Here is a 23506-nt window from a genome sequence, read left to right as displayed (position 1 = left end):
TTAATAGGTTTACTGCCAAGCAGAGCATGAGCGAACGTCAGCACTGACTGAGCAAGTATTGGGAAATCCCCAGAGTGTTGCGGGGGTTTCCCACCCAGCGCGAGGTAACGCGTTGCGGGGTGTAACAGGTCGGCGCGGGTGTGCACCTCATGATCTGCTTAGCGGGTCTGCTTCTGGCAGTCCCTCTACAGCGGAAGTTGGATTCTTGTGATTCGGCGCCAACAAGTCAAGAAAAATTATTGCCAATTTTTCCCCAAGATGAATTCCTGCCACCACTAAAAATCGCTTCAGCAGCAGAATTAAGAAGATTTCCAAAAAAAAGGGCCACAATCTGCGGCCCTTGACGGAAAAACTGAAGAAATCAGGCGGAAGGAGCGATCAATTGATCAAAAGCTGCCAACAGGCGGCGTAGCTCACGACTTTGCTCCGGCCGGTCGGTAAACACCGTTTCGGCCATGACAAGGATGCTCGATGCATTGGGCAGCGGGTGGCCCAGCTCGATGATGATCTTCATGCGTGGCAGGAAGATCCATTGCAGCCACTGCTCAAAACTGAGGGTATCCACGGCGAACGGCACCGTACTGGCCAGTGCCTCGTCGCTTGGCGGCTCGTCATCCCACCAGCCTTGCACCTGCAGCTCGCGCTCGATCAAGAGCAGGTGGTCGGCAATATCCAGCACGCGTTGCTCGATCATCACGAATTGACCCGCGCCTTTTGCCGGGCCAGCGCAGCGCCGGCGCTGTCACCCTGCTTTTCACGGGCCTGGGCGATCGTGTTCCAAAGCTCTGCCTGCAGGCTTGGGCGACCGTTGGCGTAGGTCAGGGCGCGGCGCGCCAACTGCTCGGCCTGCGCCGCATCACCTTGCGAGAGGCGCACCTGGGCCAGGCGATACAGGACCTGCGGCTCACGCGGAGCAATGCGCTGGGCACGCTCCAGGCTAGAGGCGGCACCGTTGAAGTCGCCACTGCCCTGCTGCGTCTTCGCAGTGGTCAGCAGTGCCAGCACAGGACCGTCCAGCTGCTCGTCGGCCGACAGGCCACCGGCGGCGGCGCTGCGCGGAATACCGGTTGGCGCACTGGCGCTTTGCGGGGTGCTGTTCATCGCAGCGATGTCGAAGGGTTCATCGGCAATCGGGTTGGGATTGGTGGTCATCGGCGCCGAACTGACAGGCCCTGCACTGATCGGCCCCGGGGTGATCGGCGAGGTACTGATCGGCGCAGCGCCATTGCCCGCCGGGAATGTCTGGATGCCCGATGCGCCTGCGCCCTGCGGGATCATCACGGTGACACCGGAATCCTCCGGCAGCGTCTGCGCCTGGGCGGTGCCGGTGTTATAGCCACCCGCCGAGCGGTTGGCCGTCACGCGTTCGCTGTTGGACACGCGGGTGCTCGAGTCGACCACCGGAATATTGCCACGCGGGACGCTGGAGCACCCCTGGAGCACAGCCAACGCCGTCACGGCAGGAAACAGCCACTTGTTCACGTCACACCTCATCAATGCAGCCTGTGCTTAATTCATCCAGCCCTTGACCCAGTCCATTACCGATTCGACTGGGTCCTGCTCGCCGCCACAGGTTGCGCCGGCCGGCGGCTCACTCCCGCGAATATACGGCATCTGCACCGCTCCCGGACAGCTGGCATCAGACCCGTGGCCTGTGTAAGGGTCGATCCAGGCCTGCACCACGTTATCCGGTTGCGGCATATCCAGCGGCAGCGGGTCGGCTTTCTTCATGAAGCTGGTCCACACCTGCAAGGCGCCGGTGGCGCCGGTAAACGGTGTCTTGCCGTTATCGTCACGACCCATCCACACCACGGCCAGCAGATCCTGACTGAAGCCGGAGAACCAGCTGTCACGCGAGTCGTTACTGGTACCGGTCTTGCCCGCCAGGGTCAGCGAGCGTGGCAAGGTGTTGTACACCGAACGCCCTGTACCTTCGCGCATTACACGCTGCATGGCGTTCTGCACCAGGTAAATGGCACCCGGGTCGAAGGTTTGCTGGATCTGGAACGGGTAGCGCTTGAGCGGCTCGCCCTCGGCGGTGAGCACGCTGCGGATACCGCGCATCGGCGTGTTGAAGCCGCCGTTGGCGATGGTCTGGTACATGGTTGCGACCTGCATCGGCGACATGCCACCCGCCCCCAGCAACATGGCCGGAAACGCTGGCCAGTCGACATTCACGCCCAAACGACCAATGGTCTTGATCACGTTCGGCACACCCACTTCCAGGCCGAGCTTGGCGGTCGACAGGTTGTAAGAGTTGGCCAGCCCCTGGTACAGGTAGATAGTGCCATGCGGGCGGCGGTCATAGTTTTGCGGGCGCCAGACCTGGCCGTCAGCCCCTTTGACCGAAAATGGCTCGTCCTGCACCCAACTGGTCAGGGTGTACTTGCTCGGCTGCTCCAGCGCAGTCAGGTATACCGACGGTTTGACCAGGGAGCCGATCGGCCGTACAGCATCGATGGCCCGGTTGAAGCCGGCAAAACCTGCCTGGCGGCTACCGATCAGCGCCTGTACTTCACCGGTTTCAGGGTTGGTCACGACCATTGCCGCCTCGACATCGTCTGCCCCCTTGCGGCCCGCCAGGCGCTTGAAGGTCTCGCTCATCGAGGTTTCGGCCTTCATCTGCAGGATAGGGTCGAAGCTGGTAAAGATGCGCAGGCCTTCTTCGGTCAAGTCTTCGTCGCGGTAGTCCTGGCGCAACTGTCGCTTGACCAGGTCGAGGAAGGCAGGGAACGAGCTGTCGGCCAGGCTGCCACGCTTGGTCACGCCCAGCGGCATTTTCTTCGCCGCATCGACTTCTGCCTGGCTGGCCACGCCCTGCTCGGCCACCAGGTCGAGCACCAGGTTGCGGCGAGCCAGGGCACGCTCGGGGTGACGCCGCGGGTTGTAGTAGGACGGGCCTTTGACCATGCCCACCAGCAGGGCGATCTGATGCAGTTTCAGCTCAGACAGCGGCTGGCTGAAGAAGAACTGGCTCGCCAGACCAAAGCCGTGCACCGCGCGTTGACCGTCCTGGCCGACGAACACCTCGTTGAGGTAAGCCTCAAGGATTTCGCGCTTGTCGTAGTGCAGTTCGAGCAGGACCGCCATCATCGCCTCGGTCAGCTTGCGGCTGAGGCTGCGCTCGCTGCTGAGGTAGAAGTTCTTCACCAACTGCTGGGTCAGGGTACTGCCACCCTGGCGCATCGAGCCGGACGACGTGTTGACCCACATGGCCCGGGCGATGGACTTTGGCGACACGCCGTAGTGGCTGTAAAACTCGCGGTCTTCCGTGGCCACCAAGGTTTCGAGCAGATATTTGGGTACCTGATCAATCTTGATCAGGATGCGGTCTTCGAGATTTTTCGGATAGATGCCGCCGATCATCAGCGGCTCCAGCCGCACCACGTCAAGCGCCTTGCCATTGGCACCGGAAAGGCCTGCAACGTAATCGCCAGAGAAGCGTACACGGACGAACTGCGCCGGCTCCATGCCCTCGTAGAACTGAAAGCCACGGGTATTGAGGTCGACGGTATTGCCGCTGACGGACGCAGCGCCCGGGCCGTTGGCCGCGTTTTCGCGACGGTAGCCGAGCGCATCGAGCTCGGTGAGGAAGTCGTTCTTGCTCAACTTCTGGCCGGTGAACAGCTCCAGCGGTCGGGCATACACTTTGGCCGGGATGGTCCAGCGCTTGCCGGAGAACTTTTCCTGGACGACGGCATCGAGGTAAACCGCGAAGCCGGCGACGATCACCAGGCCAACCAGGCTGAGCTTCAAAGCCCAGCCCAGCCAGGCGCGGGAGCGGCCGGTCGGGCGTTTCTGAGGGGTGCGGGGATTTCGGGTTCGGGTCATGGCGGCGGATTATACGCACTTTATAAAGGCTGGGCAGACGGCCCGGCGGTAGGCAGGGACGGCACCATTGACCATAATGGCGCATTCGAATTCCCTTGCCCCGGAAGGATTTGCCGTGAGCCAAGCTCTTATTACTGCGTTGCAGAACCCTGCCCTGTACCCTCACCCCGTGGAGGGGTTTCAGCTCATCGAGACGCATATCTCCTGGGTCCTGCTCACTGGCGAATACGCCTACAAGATCAAGAAACCGATGAATTTCGGCTTCCTGGACTTCACCGGACTGGACCAGCGCCAGCATTTCTGTAACGAAGAATTGCGCCTGAACCAACGCCTGACCGAAGGCCTGTACCTGGAAGTGTTGCCCATCACCGGTAGCGTCGACGCACCGCAGATCGGTGGCGAAGGCGTAGCCATCGAGTACGCGCTGAAGATGCGCCAGTTCCCCCAGGGGCAGATGCTCAACACCCTGCAGGCCAATGGCGAACTGAACGCCACGCACATCGACCAGATGGCCCGGCAGATTGCCGATTTTCACCTTCAGGCTCCGCGTGTGCCGATGGAGCACCCGCTGGGCACGCCAGACAGCGTGATGGCCCCGGTGGAGCAGAACTTCGAGCAGATTCGCCCATTCCTCAGCGACAAAGCCGATCTGCAGCAACTTGACGCCCTGCAGGCCTGGGCCCGCAGCAGCTTCGAGCGCCTGCAAGGGCTGCTGGAAAAGCGCAAGGCCAATGGCTTCATCCGTGAGTGCCACGGTGACATTCACCTGGGCAACGCCACCTTGATCGATGGCAAGGTAGTGATTTTCGATTGCATCGAATTCAACGAGCCTTTCCGACTGACCGACGTCTACGCCGACACCGCCTTCCTGGCCATGGACCTGGAAGACCGCGGCCTGAAATGCCTGGCCCGGCGCTTCATCAGCCAGTACCTGGAACTGACGGGGGATTACGAAGGCCTGGAACTGCTCAACTTCTACAAAGCCTACCGTGCGCTGGTGCGGGCCAAGGTCGCACTGTTCAGCATGCCGGCCGACGCCGATGGCGTGCAACGTGCCACCACCCTGCGCACCTACCGCAACTACGCCAACCTGGCCGAAAGTTACAGCGCCATCCCGTCGCGCCTGCTGGCCATCACCCATGGTGTTTCGGCGGTGGGCAAAAGTCACGTGGCCATGCGCCTGGTCGAGGCCTTGGGTGCAGTGCGCGTGCGTTCGGACGTAGAGCGCAAGCGCCTGTTCGGCGAACAACAGCAGGCCGACGCCGGCCAGCTGAGTACGGGCATATACGACCAGGACGCCAGCGCAGCGACCTATCAGCGCCTGCACGAGGTGGCAGCGACCGTGCTGCGCGCCGGCTTCCCGGTGGTGCTGGACGCCACCTACCTCAAGCGTGAGCAGCGTCAGGCTGCGGCAGACGTTGCCAGCCAGACCGGCGTGCCGTTCCTCATCCTCGACTGCCACGCGCCAGAGGCGGTCATCGCCAGTTGGCTGGAGCAGCGCCAGGCTGAAAACAGCGACCCCTCGGATGCCACGCTGGAGGTGATCAAGGCCCAGCAGGCCAGCCGTGAGGCGCTGGATGCGCAGGAGCTGGTGCACAGCACCCGCGTCGATACCCAGGCTGCCGGCAGCATGGATCAAGTGATCGAGCAGATTCGCCAGCGGTTGCCTGGCCTGTAAGTTCGTCATCTTCCTGTGCCTGCCCGCGAAGGGGCAGGCACAGGCCGCTCATCACCCGATGGCAAAAAGCCGCATATTTCCCAACGCCCGCTACACTCCTCTCAGACCTGCTCGCGATTTATCCCCCATTCCCGTTCAGCCATCGCAAGGAGGCTCGATGAACGATGAATTGCAGCATCTGAAGAACCTTGGCAAGACGTCTGCGCAGTGGCTGCATGCAGCCGGCATCCACAGTGCATCGGATTTGCGCCGCCTGGGCGCGGTGGGTGCGTACCAGGCCGTGAAGACACGAGGGTTCCGTGCATCGAAGGTGCTGTTGTATGCCATTGAAGGCGCCCTGCTGGACATGCACTGGAACGATTTGCCGCTCGAACGCAAGGAAGCACTCAACCAACAATTGGACGCGAAAAACCCTGCGCAAAAAAAACCAAAATAATCGGGGTAAAGGGATTGACGGCTAAATGAGAATTGTTATGATTATCACAACTGGTCGCGAGACTGGTTGGATAAGCTAAGAGCCCCTGGTTCGGACTCTCAGATTATCTCCTCATCAGGCTAATCACGGTTATTGACCCGGCAATTTGCCGGGTCTTTTTTTTGCCTGTGCTTTTTCAGGATCAACGCCGCAGCTGCGCACAATAATCCTGCTCCGGCATCGCCGCCGTGTACCACACATAATCAGCCTCGCCAGGCTCGACTCGCTCGCCCACCTCAGCCAGCAGCAAAACCTTGCTCTCCCCCGACACCCCCAGGTCAGCCAGATGCAAGGGTATGCCCAGGTCCTTGCGCACATGGTAAGCCCCGGCAAACAGCAGCGCCGGCTGCGGTGCCGCCTGCAAGCGCTCGGCCATGCGCCGGTCGCGCTGCTGCTGAACGGCCAGCATCGCCGGTAACTGGTTTTCCGGCAGCATCCCGCAATGCCCGGCGCGCACCTGTTCCAGCAAGGCAGCCTTTACCGCGGGTGCATTGGACTTTTCGCCCTGCACCGGCGCCGGCTGTCGATAGGCCTGACGCATCTCGTCGGGCGAAAGGTTGGCGGCCAGCAACGTCACCCGATGCTGCAAGGCTTCGGTGACAATCGGCCCGTACAACTGCCAATCCCAGCCCTCCTGCCAGGCCAGTGCCTTGGGCAAGTCTTCCGGCAAAGGCTGCCCCACCAGCTTGTCCACCCGCGATTGCTGGCTGGGCTGCAGCATCTCCAGCAACAGGCTGCCCTGAGTGCGCTGGCCTTGAAGAGCGCGCAGCAGCCACAGTTGCAGCGCGTGATGGTCAGGGTTGTCATGCTTCTCGCCGACAAGCACTCGGGGCGCATCAGCCAGGCGCTGCACCAGCGTTTCAGGGCTTATGACCTGCTCATTGGACAGGTCGACAATCTTTCCCAGCTCGGCGTGCGTGCGACCTTCACTGCTCTGCCAGGCGGGCAACGGCGGCAGGCTGGCCTGACAGCCGCCTATCGCCAGTACCAGGCACAGCGAGAAACCGGACAGCATCGGGTGTCGCATCGGCAGTTACTCCATGTCATCCACACTTTAAATGGCCTGCACCGGGGGCGGGCCGGTCGCAAGACAAGGCCACTTTCACAAAGGCCATGCACGCGTTGAGAACATCAACGGGTGATGATCAGCGGGTGCCCGCGCTCGGGGTGCGCCTGCACCAACACGTCAATACCGTACACCGCCTTCAGTGCCGCTGGGGTCAGTGCCTCTTCGGGCGTGGCAAACGCGTGGCAGCGCCCCTGTTCCAGCAACAGGATACGGTCACAGTAACGTGCTGCCAGGTTCAGGTCATGCAGGATCACCAACACTGCAGCACCGCAGTCGGCGAAGCGGCGTACGGCTTCCAGGGTGGTGTGCTGATGCAGCGGGTCGAGCATCGAGGTCGGTTCGTCGAGCAACAACGTGCTGCCCTCCTCCCCCGGCCATAGTTGCGCCAGCACGCGGGCCAGGTGTACCCGTTGCCGCTCGCCACCGGAAAGCGCCAGGTAGCTGCGCTCTACCAGGTGCCAGGCATCTGCCGCCCGCAACGCCGCTTCGACGATTTCCGCATCGCGCCGCTGACCGGTGCCATGAGGCATGCGCCCCATGCCTACCACTTCCTCCACCCGAAACGAGAAACCCAGGCTGGACACCTGAGGCAACACTGCCAGGCGCCTTGCCCGTTCCTGTCCGGCCCAATCGGCCAGCGGGCGGCCCTGCAGCGTTACCCGCCCGCGGTCGGGCGCCAGTTCACCGCACAGCACACTCAGGAGGCTGCTCTTGCCGGCACCGTTGGGACCGAGCACACCCACGACCTGCCCCGGAGGCAACTGCAGGTGAATGTCGTGCAGCACCTCATTGCTGCCCCTGCGCAGGTACAGGCCCTCTACATGCAACATCAGCTGCGCCCTCGCATCAGCAGGAACAGGAAGAACGGCGCACCAATGAAGGCCGTGACGATACCAATCGGCAGCTCGGCAGGCGCCAGTAGCAGCCGCGCCGCCAGGTCGGCGAACAACATCAGTACACCGCCGGCCAGCAGCGAGGCAGGCAGCACCACACGGTGATCAGGCCCGGCCAGCAGACGTACCAGGTGCGGCACTACCAGACCGATGAAGCCGATCAACCCGGCTGCCGCCACTGCCGCCCCCACGCCCAGCGCCGTGCAGAACACCAGCTCACGCTTGAGCCGCTCCACGTCAACGCCCAGGTGACGGGCCTCCGACTCACCCAGCAACAGGGCATTCAGCGCCTTGGCCCGGCGCGGCAGCCACACCGCTACCCCTGTCGCCACCAGCAACAATGGCCACAGCCGCTCATAGCTGGCGCCATTGAGGCTGCCAAGGTTCCAGAACGTCAGCGTGCGCAAGGTGGCGTCATCGGCCAGGTAAGAGAACAGCCCCACGGCCGCGCCCCCCAGCGCGGTCATGGCCACGCCAGCCAATAGCATCGTGGCGACGTTGGTCTGGCCATCGCGGCGCCCCAGGCGGTAGACCAGCGCAGTTACACCAAGCCCGCCGACAAACGCGCAGAACGACAGCAGATAAGGCGCGAAAGCATCCGGCATGCCGCCAAACCAGGCGCCGCCAACAATGGCAACCGCTGCCCCCATCGCGGCGCCGGCGGCAACCCCTACCAGCCCGGGGTCGGCCAGCGGGTTGCGGAACAGCCCCTGCATGGCCACCCCGGACAGCGCCAGCACCGCGCCCACCGCCAACCCCAACAGGGTGCGCGGCAGACGGATCTGGCCAAGGATCATCTCGGCCTGCTGCAGGCCATCTTCGGAAACGGGCAGCCCCAAAAGACGCAGGCCAGCGCGCAGCGTATCGAACATTGGCAGGCTGACTGGCCCCAGCGCCAGTGACAGCCAGATCGCCAACAGGCACAGCAGGCTCAGGCTAATGAACAACGTACGTGGCGAGACCCGCTGTTTCATTGCGCGAAGCTGGCCTGAGCAGCCGGGTAGAAGGTGGCTGCCAGCGACTGCAAGGTCGCCGGTAGCCGAGGCCCGAGCCCGCCGACCAGCAGCGTCGGGTCCAAGGAGACCAGGCGTTTCTCACGCACGGCCCGCGAGGCAGCCAGCGCGGGGTTTTCTTTCAACAGCGCCTGCAAGGCCTGTTCATCGGCCAGCGCCCGGTCGGAAAACACGATCACATCCGGGTCAAGCGCCGCCAACGCTTCGTTGGAGAAGTTCTTGTAGCCTGGGTGCGCGGCCAGGTTACGCCCACCCGCCTGGCTCAGCAGCCAGTCACCGGCAGTGCCTTGCCCGGCGATCAGCGGCTTGGCCCCGGCATGGCCGACCAGCAGCAACACCCCGGGAGCCTGCTGCCCGGCCTGGGCCAGCTTGACGTTGGCCTGCAACGCATCGAGCCGCTGGCGGTAGTCCGCTGCAAGCGCGGACGCTTGCTGCTCTGCACCGAGCAACTGCCCCAGGTGCCTGAGGTTTTCATCTACTGCCGGCAGCTCGGCCTTGCTGGAGAACAACTCGACCCGCACGCCGGCCTTGCGGATTTGCGCCAGTACCGGTGGCGGCCCCATTTCCTCGGTGCCCACCAGCACATCCGGACGCAGGCTGAGAATACCCTCGGCCGACAGTTGTCGCTGATAACCCACACTGGGCAAGGCTTTCAACGAGGCCGGGTGCTGACTGGTAGTGTCCACACCGACCAGGCGCGCTTCACCTCCCAATGCGGTTATCCACTCGCTCAAGGCGCCACCCGCGCTGACCCAGCGTTGTGGCAGCTCGGCTGCCAAGGCTTGGGTAGAGAGCACAAGGCTTGCACACAGAGCGAGAAAAGCAGCTGGACGGCGCATCATCGGGTTCCTTCTGAAGACGGGCTACATGCCTTGTGGCGAGCAGCGGAACTGCGCACCATAGGCAGCCAGGCGCAGCGAATGCGATCAATTTGATAATTATTCGCATTGGAGCGTCAAGCCATCACGTGTTTCACGGGTCATCCTTGCCATGCACTTCCTTTGTACATCCCTCGGCCTGGCCGAGGGCCAAAGCCGCGCCTTCAGCGTAGACGGCCTCGAACTGTTCGGCGTGCGTCGCCAAGGCCAGGTGTACCTGTACCGCAACCGCTGCCCACACCGGGACATCCCGCTGAACTGGGCAGAGGACGCGTTTCTGGATGACAGCGCCAGCCTCATCCACTGCGCCCATCACGGTGCGCTGTTCCTGATAGAAAGCGGCGAATGCGTGGCAGGCCCCTGTGAGGGTGAGCAGTTGCAGCCCCTGGGCTGCCACGAAGACAGCCAGGGCATCTGGTTCAAGGGGTAAGCAGCACCGGCAAGCGGCGATCGATGACGATACCCTCGGCGTCCAGCCGAGTGCCATAGGCCAGCACCTCCACCCCGTCCGCTACGGCAGCGCGCAGCGCTTGGGCGTAGGCCGTATCGATTTCTTCAGCCGGGCGCACAGCGTCGATACCGGTCAGGTTCACGCAATACAGCTGCACGGCCCGCACGCCCTGCCGGGCAAGCTTTGCCAGCTCGCGCAGGTGTTTCGCACCGCGTTGAGTCACCGCATCAGGGAAGGCCGCAACTGCAGTGTCGGGGTAGCCCAGCGTCACACTCTTGACCTCGACATAGGCCGGGGCACCCTCGAACTCCAGGCGAAAGTCGATACGGCTGCCTTCTTCGCCATAGGCCACTTCACGCTTGAGTGCAGTGAAACCGGCCAGTTCAGTGATTGTGCCGGCGCGCAGGGCCTCTTCGACCAACGCATTGGCCCGCCCGGTATTCACGCAGGCCAACCGCCCCTGGGGGGTTTCGCTGATTTCCCAGGTCCCTGGCAGCTTGCGCTTGGGGTCGTTGGAGCGGCTGAACCACACCTGCCCACCTTCACGCATGCAGTTGAGCATGGAGCCGGTATTCGGGCAGTGGATAGTCATCTGCTCGCCGCTGGCCAGTTCGATATCGGCCAGAAAGCGCTTGTAGCGACGCAACAGGCGGCCCTGCTCGAGTGAAGGAGAGAAACGCATCAGCCTTGCCAGCTCTGCAGGCCACGGGCAATACGCTGCACCGCTTCTTCCAGGCGCGGCAGGCTCTGGGTATAAGCGAAGCGCACATGGTGCCCGGCCAGGTGGCGACCGAAGTCCAGGCCCGGCGTGAACGCCACGTGCTGGGTTTCCAGGAAGTGTCGGCAGAATGCGAACGCGTCCCCGCCAAAAGCGCTGATATCGGCATACAGATAGAACGCGCCTTGCGGCTCGACGGCGATGCGGAAGCCCAGTTCACGCAGGGCGGGCAGCAGGTAGTCGCGACGGCGGGCGAATTCGGCGCGGCGCTCTTCGAAAATGGCCAGCGCCTCGGGCTGGAAACAGGCCAGCGCGGCATGCTGGGCCATGCTCGGCGCACTGATGTACAGGTTCTGCGCCAGTTTCTCCAGGTCGGCGACCGCACCGGGCGGGGCCACCAACCAGCCAAGGCGCCAACCGGTCATACCGAAATACTTGGAAAAACTATTCAGGACGAATGCCGAGTCGTCGACTTCCAGCACGCTCGGCGCGTCCATGCCATAGGTGAGGCCGTGGTAGATCTCGTCCACGACCAGATGGCCATGCCGCTCATGGGTGGATTTGGCCAGGCAGGCCAACGCATCGCGCCCCAGCACGGTACCGGTCGGGTTGGCCGGCGAAGCAACCAGGGCACCGACGGTGTCCTTGTCCCAGTAACGCTCAACCAGGTCGGCAGTCAGCTGATAGTTCACATCCGGGCCCACCGGTACCAATTGGGCCCCGCCCTCGACCAGGCGCAGGAAGTGGCGATTGCACGGGTAACCCGGATCGGCCAGCAGCCAGTGCTTGCCCGGGTCCACCAGCAGGCTGCTGGCCAGCAGCAGCGCGCCGGAGCCACCTGGGGTAATAAGGATGCGTTCCGGGTCGATGTTCAGGCCATAGCGCTGCCCATAAAAGCCGGCAATTGCCTCACGCAGTGCCGGCAGACCGCGTGCAGCGGTGTAGCGCGTGTGCCCGGCGGCCAGCGCGGCCTGGCCGGCCGCAACGATGGGTGCGGCCGTGGTGAAATCCGGTTCGCCGATTTCCAGGTGGATCACGTCGTGCCCGGCCGCCTGCAGCTCGTTGGCCCGGGCCAGCAGCGCCATGACGTGGAAAGGTTCGATGGCGCGGCTGCGCGCACTGTAGGGTTGGGCCATGACCTTCTCTCAATTGGGTCTAAACTGGAGATTCTACCTCTGCACACCACCGAACGTACCGCTCAGGCCGGTGTCAATTAGCAGGATCGGGCGGGGTAGCGCACCCCCGATCTATCTGGTAAGTTCGGCGGCTCGCAGTCGCAGGGCCGGCGGTCGCCGGAGATGGAGCATCCTGCGCATTGGATCAGATGAGTGAGAGGCGGTCTATTCATGTCCACCCTAGAAAAGCAAAAAGCCAACCAGAATCTTTATGGGGTTGCACCCTATCAGGAGACCAAGGGTGAGGAGTACATGGGTGAGCCCATGCGCAAGCACTTCACCAAGATCCTCACTGGCTGGAAGCAAGAGCTGATGGTCGGCGTCGACAAGACCGTTGACCATATGAAAGAAGAAGCAGCCAACTTCGCAGATCCCGCAGACCGCGCATCCCAGGAAGAGGAATTCGCCCTCGAACTGCGCAACCGCGACCGCGAGCGCAAGCTGATCAAGAAAATCGATAAAACCCTGCAGAAGATTCAGGACGAAGAGTACGGCTGGTGCGAGTCGTGCGGCATCGAGATCGGCTTGCGCCGCCTGGAAGCCCGCCCAACCGCCGACCTGTGCTTCGACTGCAAGGAAATTGCCGAGAAAAAGGAAAAAACGGTCGGCAAAGGCTGATCTTTCTTCCACCTGAACGGGGCGCATCATGCGCCCCGTTTCATTTATATGCCCAGCCTGACCATGACCGACTCCAGCTACATCGGGCGCTTCGCCCCCACCCCCAGCGGCTTCCTGCACTTCGGCTCGCTGGTCGCCGCCCTCGCCTCCTGGCTTGATGCCCGCGCCGTCAACGGCCGCTGGCTGCTGCGCATGGAAGACACCGACCCGCCCCGGGAAATGCCCGGCGCCCGCGATGCCATCCTCCAGACACTGGAACGTTATGGCCTGCACTGGGATGGCGAGGTGGTATTCCAGAGCCAGCGCCACGATGCCTATGCTGCCGTGGTAGACCGCCTGTTCAACATGGGCCTGGCGTATGCATGCACCTGCTCGCGCAAGCAACTGGAACGCTACAACGGCATCTACCCGGGCTTTTGCCGTAACGCCGGGCATGCCCGTGAAGGGGCGGCAATCCGCTTGCGGGTGCCAGAGCTGATCTACCGCTTTACCGACCGAGTGCAGGGTGAGTACCAGCAACACCTGGGGCGTGAGGTGGGCGACTTCGTCATCCAGCGTCGTGACGGGTTGTACGCCTACCAGCTGGCCGTGGTGCTGGACGATGCCTGGCAGGGTGTTACCGACATCGTGCGGGGTGCCGACCTGCTCGACAACACCCCGCGCCAGCTGTACCTGCAGGAGTTGCTGGGCTTCTCACAGCCGCGTTACCTGCATATTCCGCTGATCGTGCAGCCGGATGGGCACAAGCTGGGCAAGTCGTACCGTTCACCGCCACTGCAGGCGGAGCATGCTACCCCCCTGCTGCTGCGGGCATTGCGGGCGCTGGGGCAGGAGACAGACCCGGAACTGCTGTTGGCGACGCCGGCAGAGGTGCTGGCAGTCGCGCGCACGCAATGGCGGCCAGAAGCGATCGCGCAGCGGACCACGGTGCCAGAGGCTGATTTGCGCTGAACCTTTACCGGCCTCTTCGCGGGTGCGTCCGCTCCCACAGGGTCCTCAATAAACCTAGAGGCGACGCTTTACCTGTAGGAGCGGGCTCACCCGCGAAGAGGCCGGCACATTCATTCCACCTCTCAAAAACAAAAGCCCAATAAATTCAAACCCTTGGCGAACGCTGTGGATTCCCGCTAGCATCCCCCCTGCCATTTGCGCCAATAATAAGTTCAAGCCCGCAGCGCCCAACCATCGAGGCCAGCATGTACATCTATCGTTTGGTCCTGCTTCTGGTCGTGGGGATCTACCTGTTCTCCCCGGCCATCATGGACTGGTGGATCGAACCGACCGGAGCCTGGTACCGCCCCTACCTGCTCTGGCTGATCCTGATCGTCGTCACCTTCATCCTGCAGAGCCAAAGAGATGCCGATGAGCTTTAGCCTGACCCAGATGATCCTGATCAGCGCCGGGTACCTCATGGTGCTGTTCGGCGTGGCCTGGATCAGCGAGCGCGGGCTGATCCCGCGTTCGATCATTCGCCACCCACTCACCTACACCCTGTCGCTGGGCGTCTACGCCAGTGCCTGGGCCTTCTATGGCTCGGTTGGCCTGGCCTACCAGTACGGCTACGGCTTCCTTGCCTGTTACCTGGGGGTGTCTGGCGCATTCCTGCTGGCGCCGGTGCTGCTCTATCCGATCCTCAAGATCACCCGCACCTACCAGCTGTCATCCCTGGCCGACCTGCTGGCCTTCCGCTTCCGCAGTACCTGGGCCGGGGCCTTGACCACCATCATCATGCTGATTGGCGTGCTCCCGTTGCTGGCCCTGCAGATCCAGGCGGTGGCCGACTCGATCAGCATCCTTACCGGTGAACCGGTCAAGGCCCGGGTGGCCTTTGCCTTTTGCACGCTGATCATTCTGTTCACCATCTTCTTCGGCTCGCGGCACATCGCCACGCGCGAGAAGCATGAGGGGTTGGTTTTCGCCATCGCCTTCGAGTCGGTGATCAAGCTGCTGGCCCTGGGCGGCATCGGCCTGTATGCCTTGTATGGCGTATTCGGCGGCCCGCACGAGCTGGAAGTCTGGCTGTTGCAGAACCAGACCGCCCTCGCCGCCCTGCACACCCCCCTGCAGGAAGGCCCATGGCGCACCCTGCTGCTGGTGTTCTTCGCCTCGGCCATCGTCATGCCGCACATGTACCACATGGCCTTTACCGAGAACCTCAACCCGCGCTCGCTGGTCAGCGCCAGCTGGGGCCTGCCGCTGTTCCTGCTGCTGATGAGTCTTGCCGTGCCGCTGGTGCTGTGGGCCGGCCTGCGCCTGGGCGCCAGCACCAACCCCGAGTACTTCACCCTGGGCCTGGGCATCGCCGCCAACAACCAGGCATTGGCACTGCTGGCCTACATTGGCGGCCTGTCGGCAGCCAGCGGCCTGATCATCGTCACCACCCTGGCGCTGTCGGGCATGGCCCTGAACCACCTGGTGCTGCCGCTTTACCAGCCCCCGGCCGAAGGCAACATCTACCGTTGGCTGAAGTGGACCCGCCGTGCATTGATCGTCGCCATCATCACCGCCGGCTTCATGTTCTACCTGAGCCAGAACTACCACCAGAGCCTGGCCAACCTGGGTATCGTCGCGTTCGTCGCCACCTTGCAGTTCCTGCCTGGGGTGCTGTCGGTGCTCTACTGGCCAACCGCCAACCGCCGCGGTTTCATCGCCGGGCTGCTGGCCGGCACCCTGGTGTGGATGGTGACCATGCTGCTGCCGCTTCTCGGTAACTTGCAGGGCTTCTACATCCCGCTGCTGGACATGATCTATGTGCTGGACGACACCAGCTGGCACATGGCAGCCATCGCCTCGTTGGCGGCCAACGTGCTGCTGTTCACCCTGATCTCACTGTTCACCAACGCCAGCACCGAAGAGGTCAGCGCGGCCGAAGCCTGTGCCGTGGATAACGTGCGCCGCCCGCAGCGCCGCGAGTTGCACGCCGCCTCGCCGCAGGAATTCGCCACCCAGCTGGCCAAGCCGCTGGGCGCCAAGGCCGCGCAAAAGGAAGTCGAGCAAGCGCTGCGCGACCTCTACCTGCCGTTCGACGAGCGCCGCCCCTATGCCCTGCGCCGCCTGCGCGACCGCATCGAAGCCAACTTGTCCGGCCTGATGGGGCCGAGCGTGGCCCAGGACATGGTCGAGACTTTCCTGCCGTACAAGTCCGGTAACGAAAACTACGTGACCGAAGACATCCACTTCATCGAAAGCCGCCTGGAAGACTACCACTCGCGCCTGACAGGGCTGGCCGCCGAACTCGATGCCTTGCGCCGCTACCATCGCCAGACCCTGCAGGAATTGCCCATGGGCGTCTGCTCACTGGCCAAGGACCAGGAAATCCTGATGTGGAACAAGGCCATGGAAGAGCTCACCGGCATCGCCGCCAAGCATGTGGTCGGCTCGCGCCTGGTCACCATCGACGAGCCTTGGCGCGGCCTGCTGCAAGGCTTCATCAACGTGCCCGACGAGCACCTGCACAAGCAGCGCCTGGCGCTGGACGGCCAGCCACGCTGGCTGAACCTGCACAAGGCAGCCATTGACGAGCCACTGGCACCCGGTAACAGCGGGCTGGTATTGCTGGTGGAGGACCTTACCGAAACCCAGGCACTGGAAGACAAGCTGGTGCACTCCGAACGCCTGGCCAGCATTGGCCGCCTGGCCGCCGGCGTGGCCCACGAGATCGGCAACCCGATCACCGGCATCGCCTGCCTGGCGCAAAACCTGCGCGAGGAACGCGAAGGCGATGGCGAAATCATCGAGTTGTCCAGCCAGATCCTGGACCAGACCAAGCGCGTATCGCGCATCGTCCAGTCGCTGATGAGCTTCGCCCATGCTGGCGGCAGCCACCAGAACAGCGAGGAACCGGTGTGCCTGGCCGAAGTGGCACAAGACGCCATCGGTCTGCTGGCGTTGAACCGGCGCAATTTCGAAGTACAGTTCTTCAACCTTTGCGACCCGGACCATTGGGCCGAAGGTGACCCGCAGCGCCTGGCCCAGGTGCTGATCAACCTGCTCTCCAACGCCCGCGATGCCTCGCCGCCCGGCAGCGCCGTGCGCGTGCGCAGCGAGGTTAACGAGCACACCGTCGACCTGATCGTCGAAGACGAAGGCAGCGGGATTCCGAAGAGCATCATGGACCGCCTGTTCGAACCCTTCTTCACCACCAAGGACCCGGGCGAAGGAACCGGACTGGGGCTCGCTCTGGTCTATTCCATCGTGGAAGAGCATTATGGGCAAATCACCATCGACAGCCCGGCCGATATCGAACGGCAACGTGGCACCCGGATCCGCGTGACCCTGCCCCGGCATGTCGTAGCGACGTCCCCTGAAATTCGAGACCGTCGAGAGAATTGAATCAATGCCGCACATTCTGATCGTCGAAGACGAAACCATCATCCGCTCGGCCCTGCGTCGCCTGCTTGAGCGGAACCAGTACCAGGTCAGCGAGGCCGGCTCGGTGCAGGAAGCCCAGGAACGCTTCAGCATTGCCACTTTCGACCTCATCGTCAGCGACCTGCGCCTGCCAGGCGCGCCCGGCACCGAGCTGATCAAGCTCGGCCAGGGCACCCCGGTGCTGATCATGACCAGTTACGCCAGCCTGCGCTCAGCGGTGGACTCGATGAAAATGGGCGCGGTGGACTACATCGCCAAGCCCTTCGACCATGACGAGATGCTGCAGGCCGTAGCGCGTATTCTGCGTGACCGGCAGAACGCCCCCGCTGCTGCACCGCCTGCCGAGCCACGCGCCAGCAATGGCAAGGCTACAGCGCCCGACAAAGGCAGCGCGGCAACGGCCAATGGCGAAATCGGCATCATCGGCTCGTGCCAGCCCATGCAGGACATGTACAGCAAGATCCGCAAAGTCGCGCCTACCGACTCCAATGTGCTGATCCAGGGCGAGTCCGGCACCGGTAAAGAGCTGGTGGCCCGCGCCCTGCACAACCTGTCTCGCCGGGCCAAGGCACCGATGATCTCGGTGAACTGCGCGGCCATCCCCGAAACGCTGATCGAATCCGAGCTGTTCGGCCACGAAAAAGGCGCGTTCACCGGCGCAAGCGCCGGGCGCGCCGGCTTGGTGGAGGCCGCCGATGGCGGTACGCTGTTCCTCGATGAAATTGGCGAACTGCCGCTCGAAGCCCAGGCTCGCCTGCTGCGTGTGCTGCAGGAAGGCGAGATACGCCGGGTAGGTTCGGTGCAGTCGCAAAAGGTCGATGTGCGCCTGATCGCCGCGACCCACCGTGACCTGAAGAACCTGGCCAAGGCCGGCCAGTTCCGTGAAGACTTGTATTACCGACTGCACGTCATCGCCCTGAAGCTGCCGGCCCTGCGCGAGCGTGGCAGCGACGTCAACGAGATCGCCAACGTCTTCCTCGCCCGCCAGAGCGCTCGCATCGGCCGCGACGACCTGCACTTCTCGGCCGAGGCCGAGCAAGCCATTCGTCACTACAGCTGGCCCGGTAACGTGCGAGAACTGGAAAACGCCGTGGAGCGCGCGGTGATCCTCAGCGAGAGCGCAGAAATTTCCGCCGAGCTGCTGGGCATCGACATCGAGCTGAGCGACCTGGAAGAGGATGACCTCCTCGACAATGCCCTGGTGGTGGCCAACGCGGGCAATGCCAGCCACGAGCCGACCGAAGACCTGTCGCTGGAAGACTATTTCCAGCACTTCGTGCTTGAACACCAGGACCACATGACCGAGACCGAACTGGCACGCAAGCTCGGCGTCAGCCGCAAGTGCCTGTGGGAACGCCGCCAGCGCCTGGGCATCCCACGGCGCAAGAGCAACGCTACCAGCGAATAACCCACCTGCGCACCGTACGCCGCAGCCTATGCGGCGTCGGTGAGATCGAGCGCCGCCCGCGCGGCGCTTCGCGGCTAAAGCCGCGCCTACATTTGTTTCGGGCCAGTCCCTCCTGTGCCACGCGCGCGCGACCACCTTGTTGTACGACGCAATCTCGAGCCATGCGCCAAGGCATTCGCGCGCAAATCCCACAGAAAAAATTGGCCCGAACAAATGTAGGAGCGGCTTTAGCCGCGAGGCGCCGCGCGGGCGGCGCGCGGTCTCACAGGCGCTGAACGTGTCACGGCGAACACCCCAGGTAACACCTCACCTCCCGTAAAAATCTGTTACCCAAGCTTTCCGCCGTAACAGTCCCCGAGGCGTACGGTAACGAAATTGCGACATTTTCGACCTGCCAAAAATTGCAGAACCCGCTCAAGCCCTTGATTTTACTGAGTTTTGAAAAGTTGGCACGGCACCTGCTATATGTTTGGTACAAGAACAATAACAAGCACTGCAACTCAGAATAAGAACAAGACGAAACGGCTCACGCACAATAAAAACAAGATGGCGGAGGCGCAGCTAACTGATTCTTTTGGAGAGGATGCGTGTTTGGGGCTTGCCCCACAACCAGGCAGAGAACAACAAAAACTGCACTAAAAGCAGCGCCTGAACTGGTTGGATCGACAGATCAACGTGTCATCAGCGGCCAAAGCAATCCGTTTGCTCTTTACCCCCGGTTTGGGGGTCGTCCACAAGTTTCGAGATTTGTGGGCAGGGCACTCAACAAAAACAAGAAGCCCAGCAAAAAAACAATAAGAGCACGCAACGACTTCTTGGGGAGCTTAGGCTCCCCTTGTCGTTTCTACCCTTCTGGCAGGCATCCTGCTACCCGCCTACACCATTCCCCGAGTAAATGCTAGAATCCCCGCCCATCATGCGGCCATTCTCCTATTCTTGGCCGAACATTCCTTCACACAGTGCATCCCATGCTGAAGAAGCTGTTCCAGTCTTTCCGCCCGCCCGTACCGGGCCCGCACCACAGGCGCACCACGCCCGAGGTGATCAACAAGAGCCAGCACTCGCTGCAGCGCCACCAGTTCAGCCGTCATGCGGTGAACATCGTGGAGCGGCTGCAAAGCGCCGGCTACCAGGCTTACCTGGTCGGTGGCTGTGTCCGCGACCTGATGCTGGGCATCACGCCGAAGGACTTCGACGTCGCCACCAGCGCCACCCCCGAACAGGTCCGTGCCGAGTTCCGCAACGCCCGCATCATTGGTCGTCGCTTCAAATTGGTCCATGTGCATTTCGGCCGTGAGATCATTGAAGTCGCCACCTTCCGCGCCCACCACTCCGAGGACGACCAGGGCGATGCCCACCGTTCGTCGCATAACGCCAGTGGCCGCATTCTGCGAGACAACGTGTACGGCACCCTGGAAGAGGACGCGCAACGCCGCGACTTCACCATCAACGCCCTGTACTACGATCCGGTCAGCGAGCGCATTCTCGATTACGCCAACGGTGTGCACGACGTGCGCAACCGCCTGCTGCGGCTGATCGGAGACCCGACCCACCGCTACCAGGAAGACCCGGTGCGCATGCTGCGCGCGGTGCGCTTTGCCGCCAAGCTCGACTTTGGCATCGAAAAGCACACTTACCTGCCGATTCGCGGTCTGGCCCCGATGCTGCGCGAGATTCCACCCGCGCGCCTGTTCGAGGAATGCCTCAAGCTGTTCCTCAGTGGCCAAGGTGCCATCGCCTTCGAAATGCTGGTTGACCTGGAGTTGTTCGAACCGCTGTTCCCGGCCAGTGCCCACGCGCTGGATGAGCGGCCAACCTACACCCACACGCTGATCAGCCAGGCACTGAACAACACCGACCTGCGCGTGAAGCAGGGCAAGCCAGTGACGCCAGCCTTCCTGTTTGCTGCTCTGCTCTGGCCAGCCCTGCCGGCCCGTGTGCTGCACCTGCAGAACCAGGGCGTGCCGCCGATCCCGGCCATGAACGGTGCAGCCCACGACCTGATCGCCGAGCAGTGCGCGCGCATTGCCATCCCCAAGCGTTTCACCCTGCCGATCCGCGAGATCTGGGACATGCAGGAGCGCCTGCCACGCCGCAGCGGCAAGCGCGCCGACATGCTGCTGGACAACCCGCGTTTCCGCGCCGGTTACGACTTCCTGCTGCTGCGTGAAAGCGCCGGGGAAGAAACCGACGACCTGGGCCAGTGGTGGACCGATTACCAGGAGGCAAACGACAGCGAGCGCCGCGAGATGATCCGCGAGCTTGGTAGCCGTGACGAAAGTGCCGGCCCGCGCAAGCGCAAGCGCAGCGGCAGCAAACGCAAGCGCAGTGGCGACGAGGCGTTCGAGTGACCATTCGCGCCTACGTAGGTCTGGGCAGCAACCTGGACGCACCTGCCGAGCAGCTGCGTAGCGCCTTGCAGGCGCTGGACCAGGTCGAAGCCACGCGCCTGGTAGCCGCCTCGGCCCTGTACACCAGCGATTCGCTGCTGCCCGGCCAACCGCGCTACACCAATGCTGTCGCCGCCCTGGACACCGCCCTGGCACCACTGGCATTGCTCGATGCGCTGCAGGCCATCGAAAACGACCAGGGCCGCGTGCGCAAAGAGCGCTGGGGCCCACGCACGCTGGACCTGGACATCCTGCTGTTCGGTGACCAGATGCTCGACCAGCCACGCTTGAAAGTGCCGCATTACCACATGCATGCCCGCCCGTTCGTGCTGTATCCGTTGGCCGAACTGGTACCGGAGGATTTCCGCCTGGCCGATGGTCGCGCCCTCGCGCAACTGCTCGACGAATGCCCGTTCGTCGGCCTGGAACGCCTGTAGACCGGGCGTTCCAGCCTGCATTGCCACCTCGGTAACGCCAGTAACACCCTGATCGTAACAATGCGGTAACAGGGTGATTGACTTCCCCCACCTCGCTCACGACTATAGGCGTCCCGTGTGGCACCAAAGTGCCGCATACCCGTATTTAGGCCCGGACGGACCTGTGCCCGAACATCACGCGCGATGATGTGCCGCTCCGGAAGATGACTACACGCGTTGAATGCAGTCGTTTTTTACAGCGCCTGAACGAGGAATTTCCTACATGCCTGAAGTAACCCTTACCACCCTTAACGGCCTCAAGGCCAAGGGTGAAAAAATCACCATGCTGACCTGCTACGACGCGACCTTCGCCAAGGCCGCCAGCCAGGCCGGCGTTGAAGTGTTGCTGGTGGGCGACTCGCTGGGGATGGTCCTGCAGGGCCACGACAGCACCTTGCCGGTCACCACGGCGGAGATGGCCTACCACACCGCCAGCGTCAAACGCGGCAACGACGGCGCGCTGATCCTCACCGACCTGCCGTTCATGGCCCACGCCACGCCGGAGCAGGCCTTTGCCAACAGCGCCACACTGATGCAGGCCGGCGCCCACATGGTCAAGATCGAAGGCGCAGCCTGGCTGGCCGAAACCATCCGCTTGCTGGCCGAGCGTGGTGTGCCGGTGTGCGCGCACATGGGCCTGACCCCGCAAACCGTCAACGTGCTGGGCGGCTACAAAGTGCAGGGCCGCCAGGAGGCCCAGGCCCGGCAGATGCGCGCCGACGCCATTGCCCTGGAACAGGCCGGTGCGGCCATGCTGCTGCTCGAGTGCGTACCCAGCGAACTGGCGGCGGAAATCACCAATGCCGTTGGCATCCCGGTAATCGGCATTGGCGCCGGCAGCGCCACCGATGGCCAGGTACTGGTACTGCACGACATGCTCGGCCTGTCGCTGAGCGGCCGGGTACCGAAGTTCGTGAAGAACTTCATGCAGGGCCAACCGGATATCCATAGCGCCCTCGTCGCTTACGTCGAGGCAGTCAAGCAAGTCAGTTTCCCAGGCAGCGAACACGGGTTCAGTGCATGAATACAGTCAAGACCGTCCGCGAACTGCGCGCGGCAGTGGCCCGCGCGCGCGGTGAGGGCAAACGCATCGGTTTCGTGCCGACCATGGGCAACCTGCACAGCGGCCATGCAGCCTTGGTGACCAAGGCTGCCCAGCGCGCCGACTTCGTGGTCGCCAGTATCTTCGTCAACCCGCTGCAGTTCGGCGCCAACGAAGACCTCGACAAATACCCACGCACCCTGGCAGCCGACCAGGAGCGCCTGGTGCAGGCCGGCTGCAACCTGCTGTTCGCGCCCACGGTGGAAGAGATGTACCCCGACGGCATGAGCGTGCAAACACGCGTCAGCGTGCCCCGGCTTTCCGAAGGCCTGTGCGGCGCCAGCCGGCCTGGGCATTTCGAGGGCGTGGCCACCGTGGTCAACAAGCTGTTCAACATGGTCCAGCCAGACCTTGCCGTGTTCGGCGAGAAGGACTATCAGCAGTTGGCGGTGATCCGCGCCATGGTGCGCGACCTGAACATGCCGATCCAGATCATCGGCGAACCCACCGTGCGTGCCGAAGATGGCTTGGCGCTGTCGTCGCGCAATGGCTACCTCACGCCAGAGCAGCGTACTGCTGCACCAGCGCTGTACCGCACACTGCAGCACATTGCAGCGGGCATCGGCCGTGGCCAGCGGGATTTTGCCGCGCTGGTCGCTGAAGGCCAGGCGCAACTGAGCGCAGCGGGTTTCCGCCCGGATTACCTGGAAGTACGCCATGCCGTAAGCTTGCGCCCGGCAGTGATCGATGATCGAGACCTGGTGGTGATTGCGGCGGCTTACCTGGGTAACACACGGTTGATCGACAACCTCTACCTGCATTTGGAAGAGAAGACCGCATAACGGTCTTGGGCTGCCTTGCAGCCCATTCGCGGGCAAGCCCGCTCCTGCACGTTTACCTGTAGGGGCGGGCTTGCTTGCAATGCCCCACCAAAATCCCCCTGCCATACCCATTCCCAGCACGTGGCCTTTGCCTATAATGGTGCCAGCCTGAACCCGGCAACGACTGCCGTGTCCAAGC

21 protein-coding genes are annotated in these 23506 nt (G+C 63.0%); 12 read left to right on the top strand and 9 right to left on the bottom strand.

The window, feature by feature from the left end:
• Positions 1 to 361 precede the first annotated feature (361 nt).
• Genes BJQ17_RS15730 through mrcB form a run of 3 tightly spaced genes read right to left on the bottom strand, consistent with a single transcriptional unit; the run spans position 362 to position 3831 of the window.
• Entirely contained in the window at positions 362 to 694 is a 333-nt protein-coding gene (locus BJQ17_RS15730; protein WP_003250034.1) for a YqcC family protein, read from the bottom strand.
• Positions 694 to 1494 carry a M48 family metallopeptidase gene (locus BJQ17_RS15725; protein WP_017147958.1) on the bottom strand — a complete coding sequence of 267 codons (801 nt, stop codon included), beginning with the start codon at positions 1492 to 1494 and terminating at the stop codon, positions 694 to 696. Before BJQ17_RS15725 ends, BJQ17_RS15730 begins: the two co-directional genes overlap by 1 nt.
• A 15-nt stretch (positions 1495 to 1509) precedes the next feature.
• Positions 1510 to 3831 carry a penicillin-binding protein 1B gene (mrcB, locus tag BJQ17_RS15720; RefSeq protein ID WP_004575791.1) on the bottom strand — a complete coding sequence of 774 codons (2322 nt, stop codon included), beginning with the start codon at positions 3829 to 3831 and terminating at the stop codon, positions 1510 to 1512.
• A gap of 115 nt (positions 3832 to 3946) precedes the next feature.
• Here mrcB and BJQ17_RS15715 point away from each other — a divergent pair, with 115 nt between their 5' ends.
• Both BJQ17_RS15715 and BJQ17_RS15710 read left to right on the top strand, forming a co-directional pair.
• Positions 3947 to 5509 (top strand): bifunctional aminoglycoside phosphotransferase/ATP-binding protein, encoded by a 1563-nt coding sequence (locus BJQ17_RS15715; protein WP_070096301.1) that lies wholly within the window; start codon positions 3947 to 3949, stop codon positions 5507 to 5509.
• Positions 5510 to 5666: 157 nt separating this feature from the next.
• On the top strand, positions 5667 to 5945 hold the full coding sequence (locus tag BJQ17_RS15710) for a TfoX/Sxy family protein (protein WP_003250025.1): 279 nt from the start codon (positions 5667 to 5669) through the stop codon (positions 5943 to 5945).
• 181 nt (positions 5946 to 6126) lie between these two features.
• Here BJQ17_RS15710 and BJQ17_RS15705 read toward each other — a convergent pair whose 3' ends face one another.
• From BJQ17_RS15705 to BJQ17_RS15690, 4 genes are all read right to left on the bottom strand, one after another.
• Positions 6127 to 7011: a ChaN family lipoprotein gene (locus BJQ17_RS15705; protein WP_070096300.1), complete on the bottom strand. Its 885-nt coding sequence runs from the start codon at positions 7009 to 7011 to the stop codon at positions 6127 to 6129.
• Between the two features lie 104 nt (positions 7012 to 7115).
• Positions 7116 to 7883: a heme ABC transporter ATP-binding protein gene (locus BJQ17_RS15700; RefSeq protein ID WP_003250021.1), complete on the bottom strand. Its 768-nt coding sequence runs from the start codon at positions 7881 to 7883 to the stop codon at positions 7116 to 7118.
• Positions 7883 to 8866 carry an iron ABC transporter permease gene (locus BJQ17_RS15695; protein ID WP_162996163.1) on the bottom strand — a complete coding sequence of 328 codons (984 nt, stop codon included), beginning with the start codon at positions 8864 to 8866 and terminating at the stop codon, positions 7883 to 7885. Before BJQ17_RS15695 ends, BJQ17_RS15700 begins: the two co-directional genes overlap by 1 nt.
• A 50-nt stretch (positions 8867 to 8916) precedes the next feature.
• Entirely contained in the window at positions 8917 to 9801 is an 885-nt protein-coding gene (locus BJQ17_RS15690; RefSeq protein ID WP_012053733.1) for a hemin ABC transporter substrate-binding protein, read from the bottom strand.
• 148 nt (positions 9802 to 9949) lie between these two features.
• Here BJQ17_RS15690 and BJQ17_RS15685 point away from each other — a divergent pair, with 148 nt between their 5' ends.
• Positions 9950 to 10267, top strand: a complete 318-nt coding sequence (locus BJQ17_RS15685) for a Rieske (2Fe-2S) protein (RefSeq protein ID WP_014592391.1) — start codon at positions 9950 to 9952, stop codon at positions 10265 to 10267.
• Here the strand turns inward: BJQ17_RS15685 and sfsA are convergent.
• The gene (sfsA, locus tag BJQ17_RS15680) at positions 10257 to 10970 is read right to left on the bottom strand and encodes a DNA/RNA nuclease SfsA (RefSeq protein ID WP_004575787.1); all 714 of its coding nucleotides are present in this window, start codon (positions 10968 to 10970) and stop codon (positions 10257 to 10259) included. The two genes, BJQ17_RS15685 and sfsA, sit on opposite strands and share 11 nt — an antisense overlap.
• Positions 10970 to 12142: a pyridoxal phosphate-dependent aminotransferase gene (locus BJQ17_RS15675; RefSeq protein ID WP_047603402.1), complete on the bottom strand. Its 1173-nt coding sequence runs from the start codon at positions 12140 to 12142 to the stop codon at positions 10970 to 10972. The genes sfsA and BJQ17_RS15675 overlap by 1 nt, the downstream gene beginning before the upstream one ends.
• A gap of 210 nt (positions 12143 to 12352) precedes the next feature.
• On the opposite strand from BJQ17_RS15675, the gene dksA reads away from it, so the two are divergent.
• The 9 genes from dksA (at position 12353) to panC (ending at position 23328) form a co-directional block, all read left to right on the top strand.
• Positions 12353 to 12799 carry an RNA polymerase-binding protein DksA gene (gene dksA, locus BJQ17_RS15670; RefSeq protein ID WP_003250009.1) on the top strand — a complete coding sequence of 149 codons (447 nt, stop codon included), beginning with the start codon at positions 12353 to 12355 and terminating at the stop codon, positions 12797 to 12799.
• Between the two features lie 63 nt (positions 12800 to 12862).
• Positions 12863 to 13750 (top strand): tRNA glutamyl-Q(34) synthetase GluQRS, encoded by an 888-nt coding sequence (gene gluQRS, locus BJQ17_RS15665; RefSeq protein ID WP_003250007.1) that lies wholly within the window; start codon positions 12863 to 12865, stop codon positions 13748 to 13750.
• Between the two features lie 245 nt (positions 13751 to 13995).
• Positions 13996 to 14172, top strand: coding sequence for a hypothetical protein (locus BJQ17_RS31155; RefSeq protein ID WP_003250005.1), 177 nt, complete (start codon positions 13996 to 13998; stop codon positions 14170 to 14172).
• Positions 14156 to 17131 carry a sensor histidine kinase gene (locus BJQ17_RS15660; protein ID WP_167398651.1) on the top strand — a complete coding sequence of 992 codons (2976 nt, stop codon included), beginning with the start codon at positions 14156 to 14158 and terminating at the stop codon, positions 17129 to 17131. Before BJQ17_RS31155 ends, BJQ17_RS15660 begins: the two co-directional genes overlap by 17 nt.
• A gap of 4 nt (positions 17132 to 17135) precedes the next feature.
• Positions 17136 to 18578, top strand: a complete 1443-nt coding sequence (locus BJQ17_RS15655) for a sigma-54 dependent transcriptional regulator (protein ID WP_014754467.1) — start codon at positions 17136 to 17138, stop codon at positions 18576 to 18578.
• A gap of 968 nt (positions 18579 to 19546) precedes the next feature.
• The gene (locus BJQ17_RS15650) at positions 19547 to 20929 is read left to right on the top strand and encodes a polynucleotide adenylyltransferase PcnB (protein WP_070096298.1); all 1383 of its coding nucleotides are present in this window, start codon (positions 19547 to 19549) and stop codon (positions 20927 to 20929) included.
• On the top strand, positions 20926 to 21405 hold the full coding sequence (gene folK / locus BJQ17_RS15645) for a 2-amino-4-hydroxy-6-hydroxymethyldihydropteridine diphosphokinase (RefSeq protein ID WP_070096297.1): 480 nt from the start codon (positions 20926 to 20928) through the stop codon (positions 21403 to 21405). The genes BJQ17_RS15650 and folK overlap by 4 nt, the downstream gene beginning before the upstream one ends.
• 262 nt (positions 21406 to 21667) lie before the next feature.
• Positions 21668 to 22468 carry a 3-methyl-2-oxobutanoate hydroxymethyltransferase gene (panB, locus tag BJQ17_RS15640; protein WP_003249992.1) on the top strand — a complete coding sequence of 267 codons (801 nt, stop codon included), beginning with the start codon at positions 21668 to 21670 and terminating at the stop codon, positions 22466 to 22468.
• On the top strand, positions 22465 to 23328 hold the full coding sequence (gene panC / locus BJQ17_RS15635) for a pantoate--beta-alanine ligase (RefSeq protein ID WP_070096296.1): 864 nt from the start codon (positions 22465 to 22467) through the stop codon (positions 23326 to 23328). The genes panB and panC overlap by 4 nt, the downstream gene beginning before the upstream one ends.
• Positions 23329 to 23506 lie beyond the last annotated feature (178 nt).

It is taken from the genome of Pseudomonas sp. NBRC 111139 (assembly GCF_001753955.1).
Lineage (GTDB): Bacteria > Pseudomonadota > Gammaproteobacteria > Pseudomonadales > Pseudomonadaceae > Aquipseudomonas > Aquipseudomonas alloputida.
The sequence above is the reverse complement of the archived record's forward strand: the minus strand, read 5'-3'. Positions and strand labels throughout refer to the sequence as shown.

Coding starts and splice junctions, on each gene's coding strand:
- BJQ17_RS15730 (WP_003250034.1), bottom strand. CDS start 694: ATGATCGAGCAACGCGTGCTGGATATTGCCGACCACCTGCTCTTGATC.
- BJQ17_RS15725 (WP_017147958.1), bottom strand. CDS start 1,494: ATGAGGTGTGACGTGAACAAGTGGCTGTTTCCTGCCGTGACGGCGTTG.
- mrcB (WP_004575791.1), bottom strand. CDS start 3,831: ATGACCCGAACCCGAAATCCCCGCACCCCTCAGAAACGCCCGACCGGC.
- BJQ17_RS15710 (WP_003250025.1), top strand. CDS start 5,667: ATGAACGATGAATTGCAGCATCTGAAGAACCTTGGCAAGACGTCTGCG.
- BJQ17_RS15705 (WP_070096300.1), bottom strand. CDS start 7,011: ATGCGACACCCGATGCTGTCCGGTTTCTCGCTGTGCCTGGTACTGGCG.
- BJQ17_RS15700 (WP_003250021.1), bottom strand. CDS start 7,883: ATGTTGCATGTAGAGGGCCTGTACCTGCGCAGGGGCAGCAATGAGGTG.
- BJQ17_RS15690 (WP_012053733.1), bottom strand. CDS start 9,801: ATGATGCGCCGTCCAGCTGCTTTTCTCGCTCTGTGTGCAAGCCTTGTG.
- BJQ17_RS15685 (WP_014592391.1), top strand. CDS start 9,950: ATGCACTTCCTTTGTACATCCCTCGGCCTGGCCGAGGGCCAAAGCCGC.
- sfsA (WP_004575787.1), bottom strand. CDS start 10,970: ATGCGTTTCTCTCCTTCACTCGAGCAGGGCCGCCTGTTGCGTCGCTAC.
- BJQ17_RS15675 (WP_047603402.1), bottom strand. CDS start 12,142: ATGGCCCAACCCTACAGTGCGCGCAGCCGCGCCATCGAACCTTTCCAC.
- dksA (WP_003250009.1), top strand. CDS start 12,353: ATGTCCACCCTAGAAAAGCAAAAAGCCAACCAGAATCTTTATGGGGTT.
- gluQRS (WP_003250007.1), top strand. CDS start 12,863: ATGACCGACTCCAGCTACATCGGGCGCTTCGCCCCCACCCCCAGCGGC.
- BJQ17_RS31155 (WP_003250005.1), top strand. CDS start 13,996: ATGTACATCTATCGTTTGGTCCTGCTTCTGGTCGTGGGGATCTACCTG.
- BJQ17_RS15660 (WP_167398651.1), top strand. CDS start 14,156: ATGCCGATGAGCTTTAGCCTGACCCAGATGATCCTGATCAGCGCCGGG.
- BJQ17_RS15655 (WP_014754467.1), top strand. CDS start 17,136: ATGCCGCACATTCTGATCGTCGAAGACGAAACCATCATCCGCTCGGCC.
- BJQ17_RS15650 (WP_070096298.1), top strand. CDS start 19,547: ATGCTGAAGAAGCTGTTCCAGTCTTTCCGCCCGCCCGTACCGGGCCCG.
- panB (WP_003249992.1), top strand. CDS start 21,668: ATGCCTGAAGTAACCCTTACCACCCTTAACGGCCTCAAGGCCAAGGGT.
- panC (WP_070096296.1), top strand. CDS start 22,465: ATGAATACAGTCAAGACCGTCCGCGAACTGCGCGCGGCAGTGGCCCGC.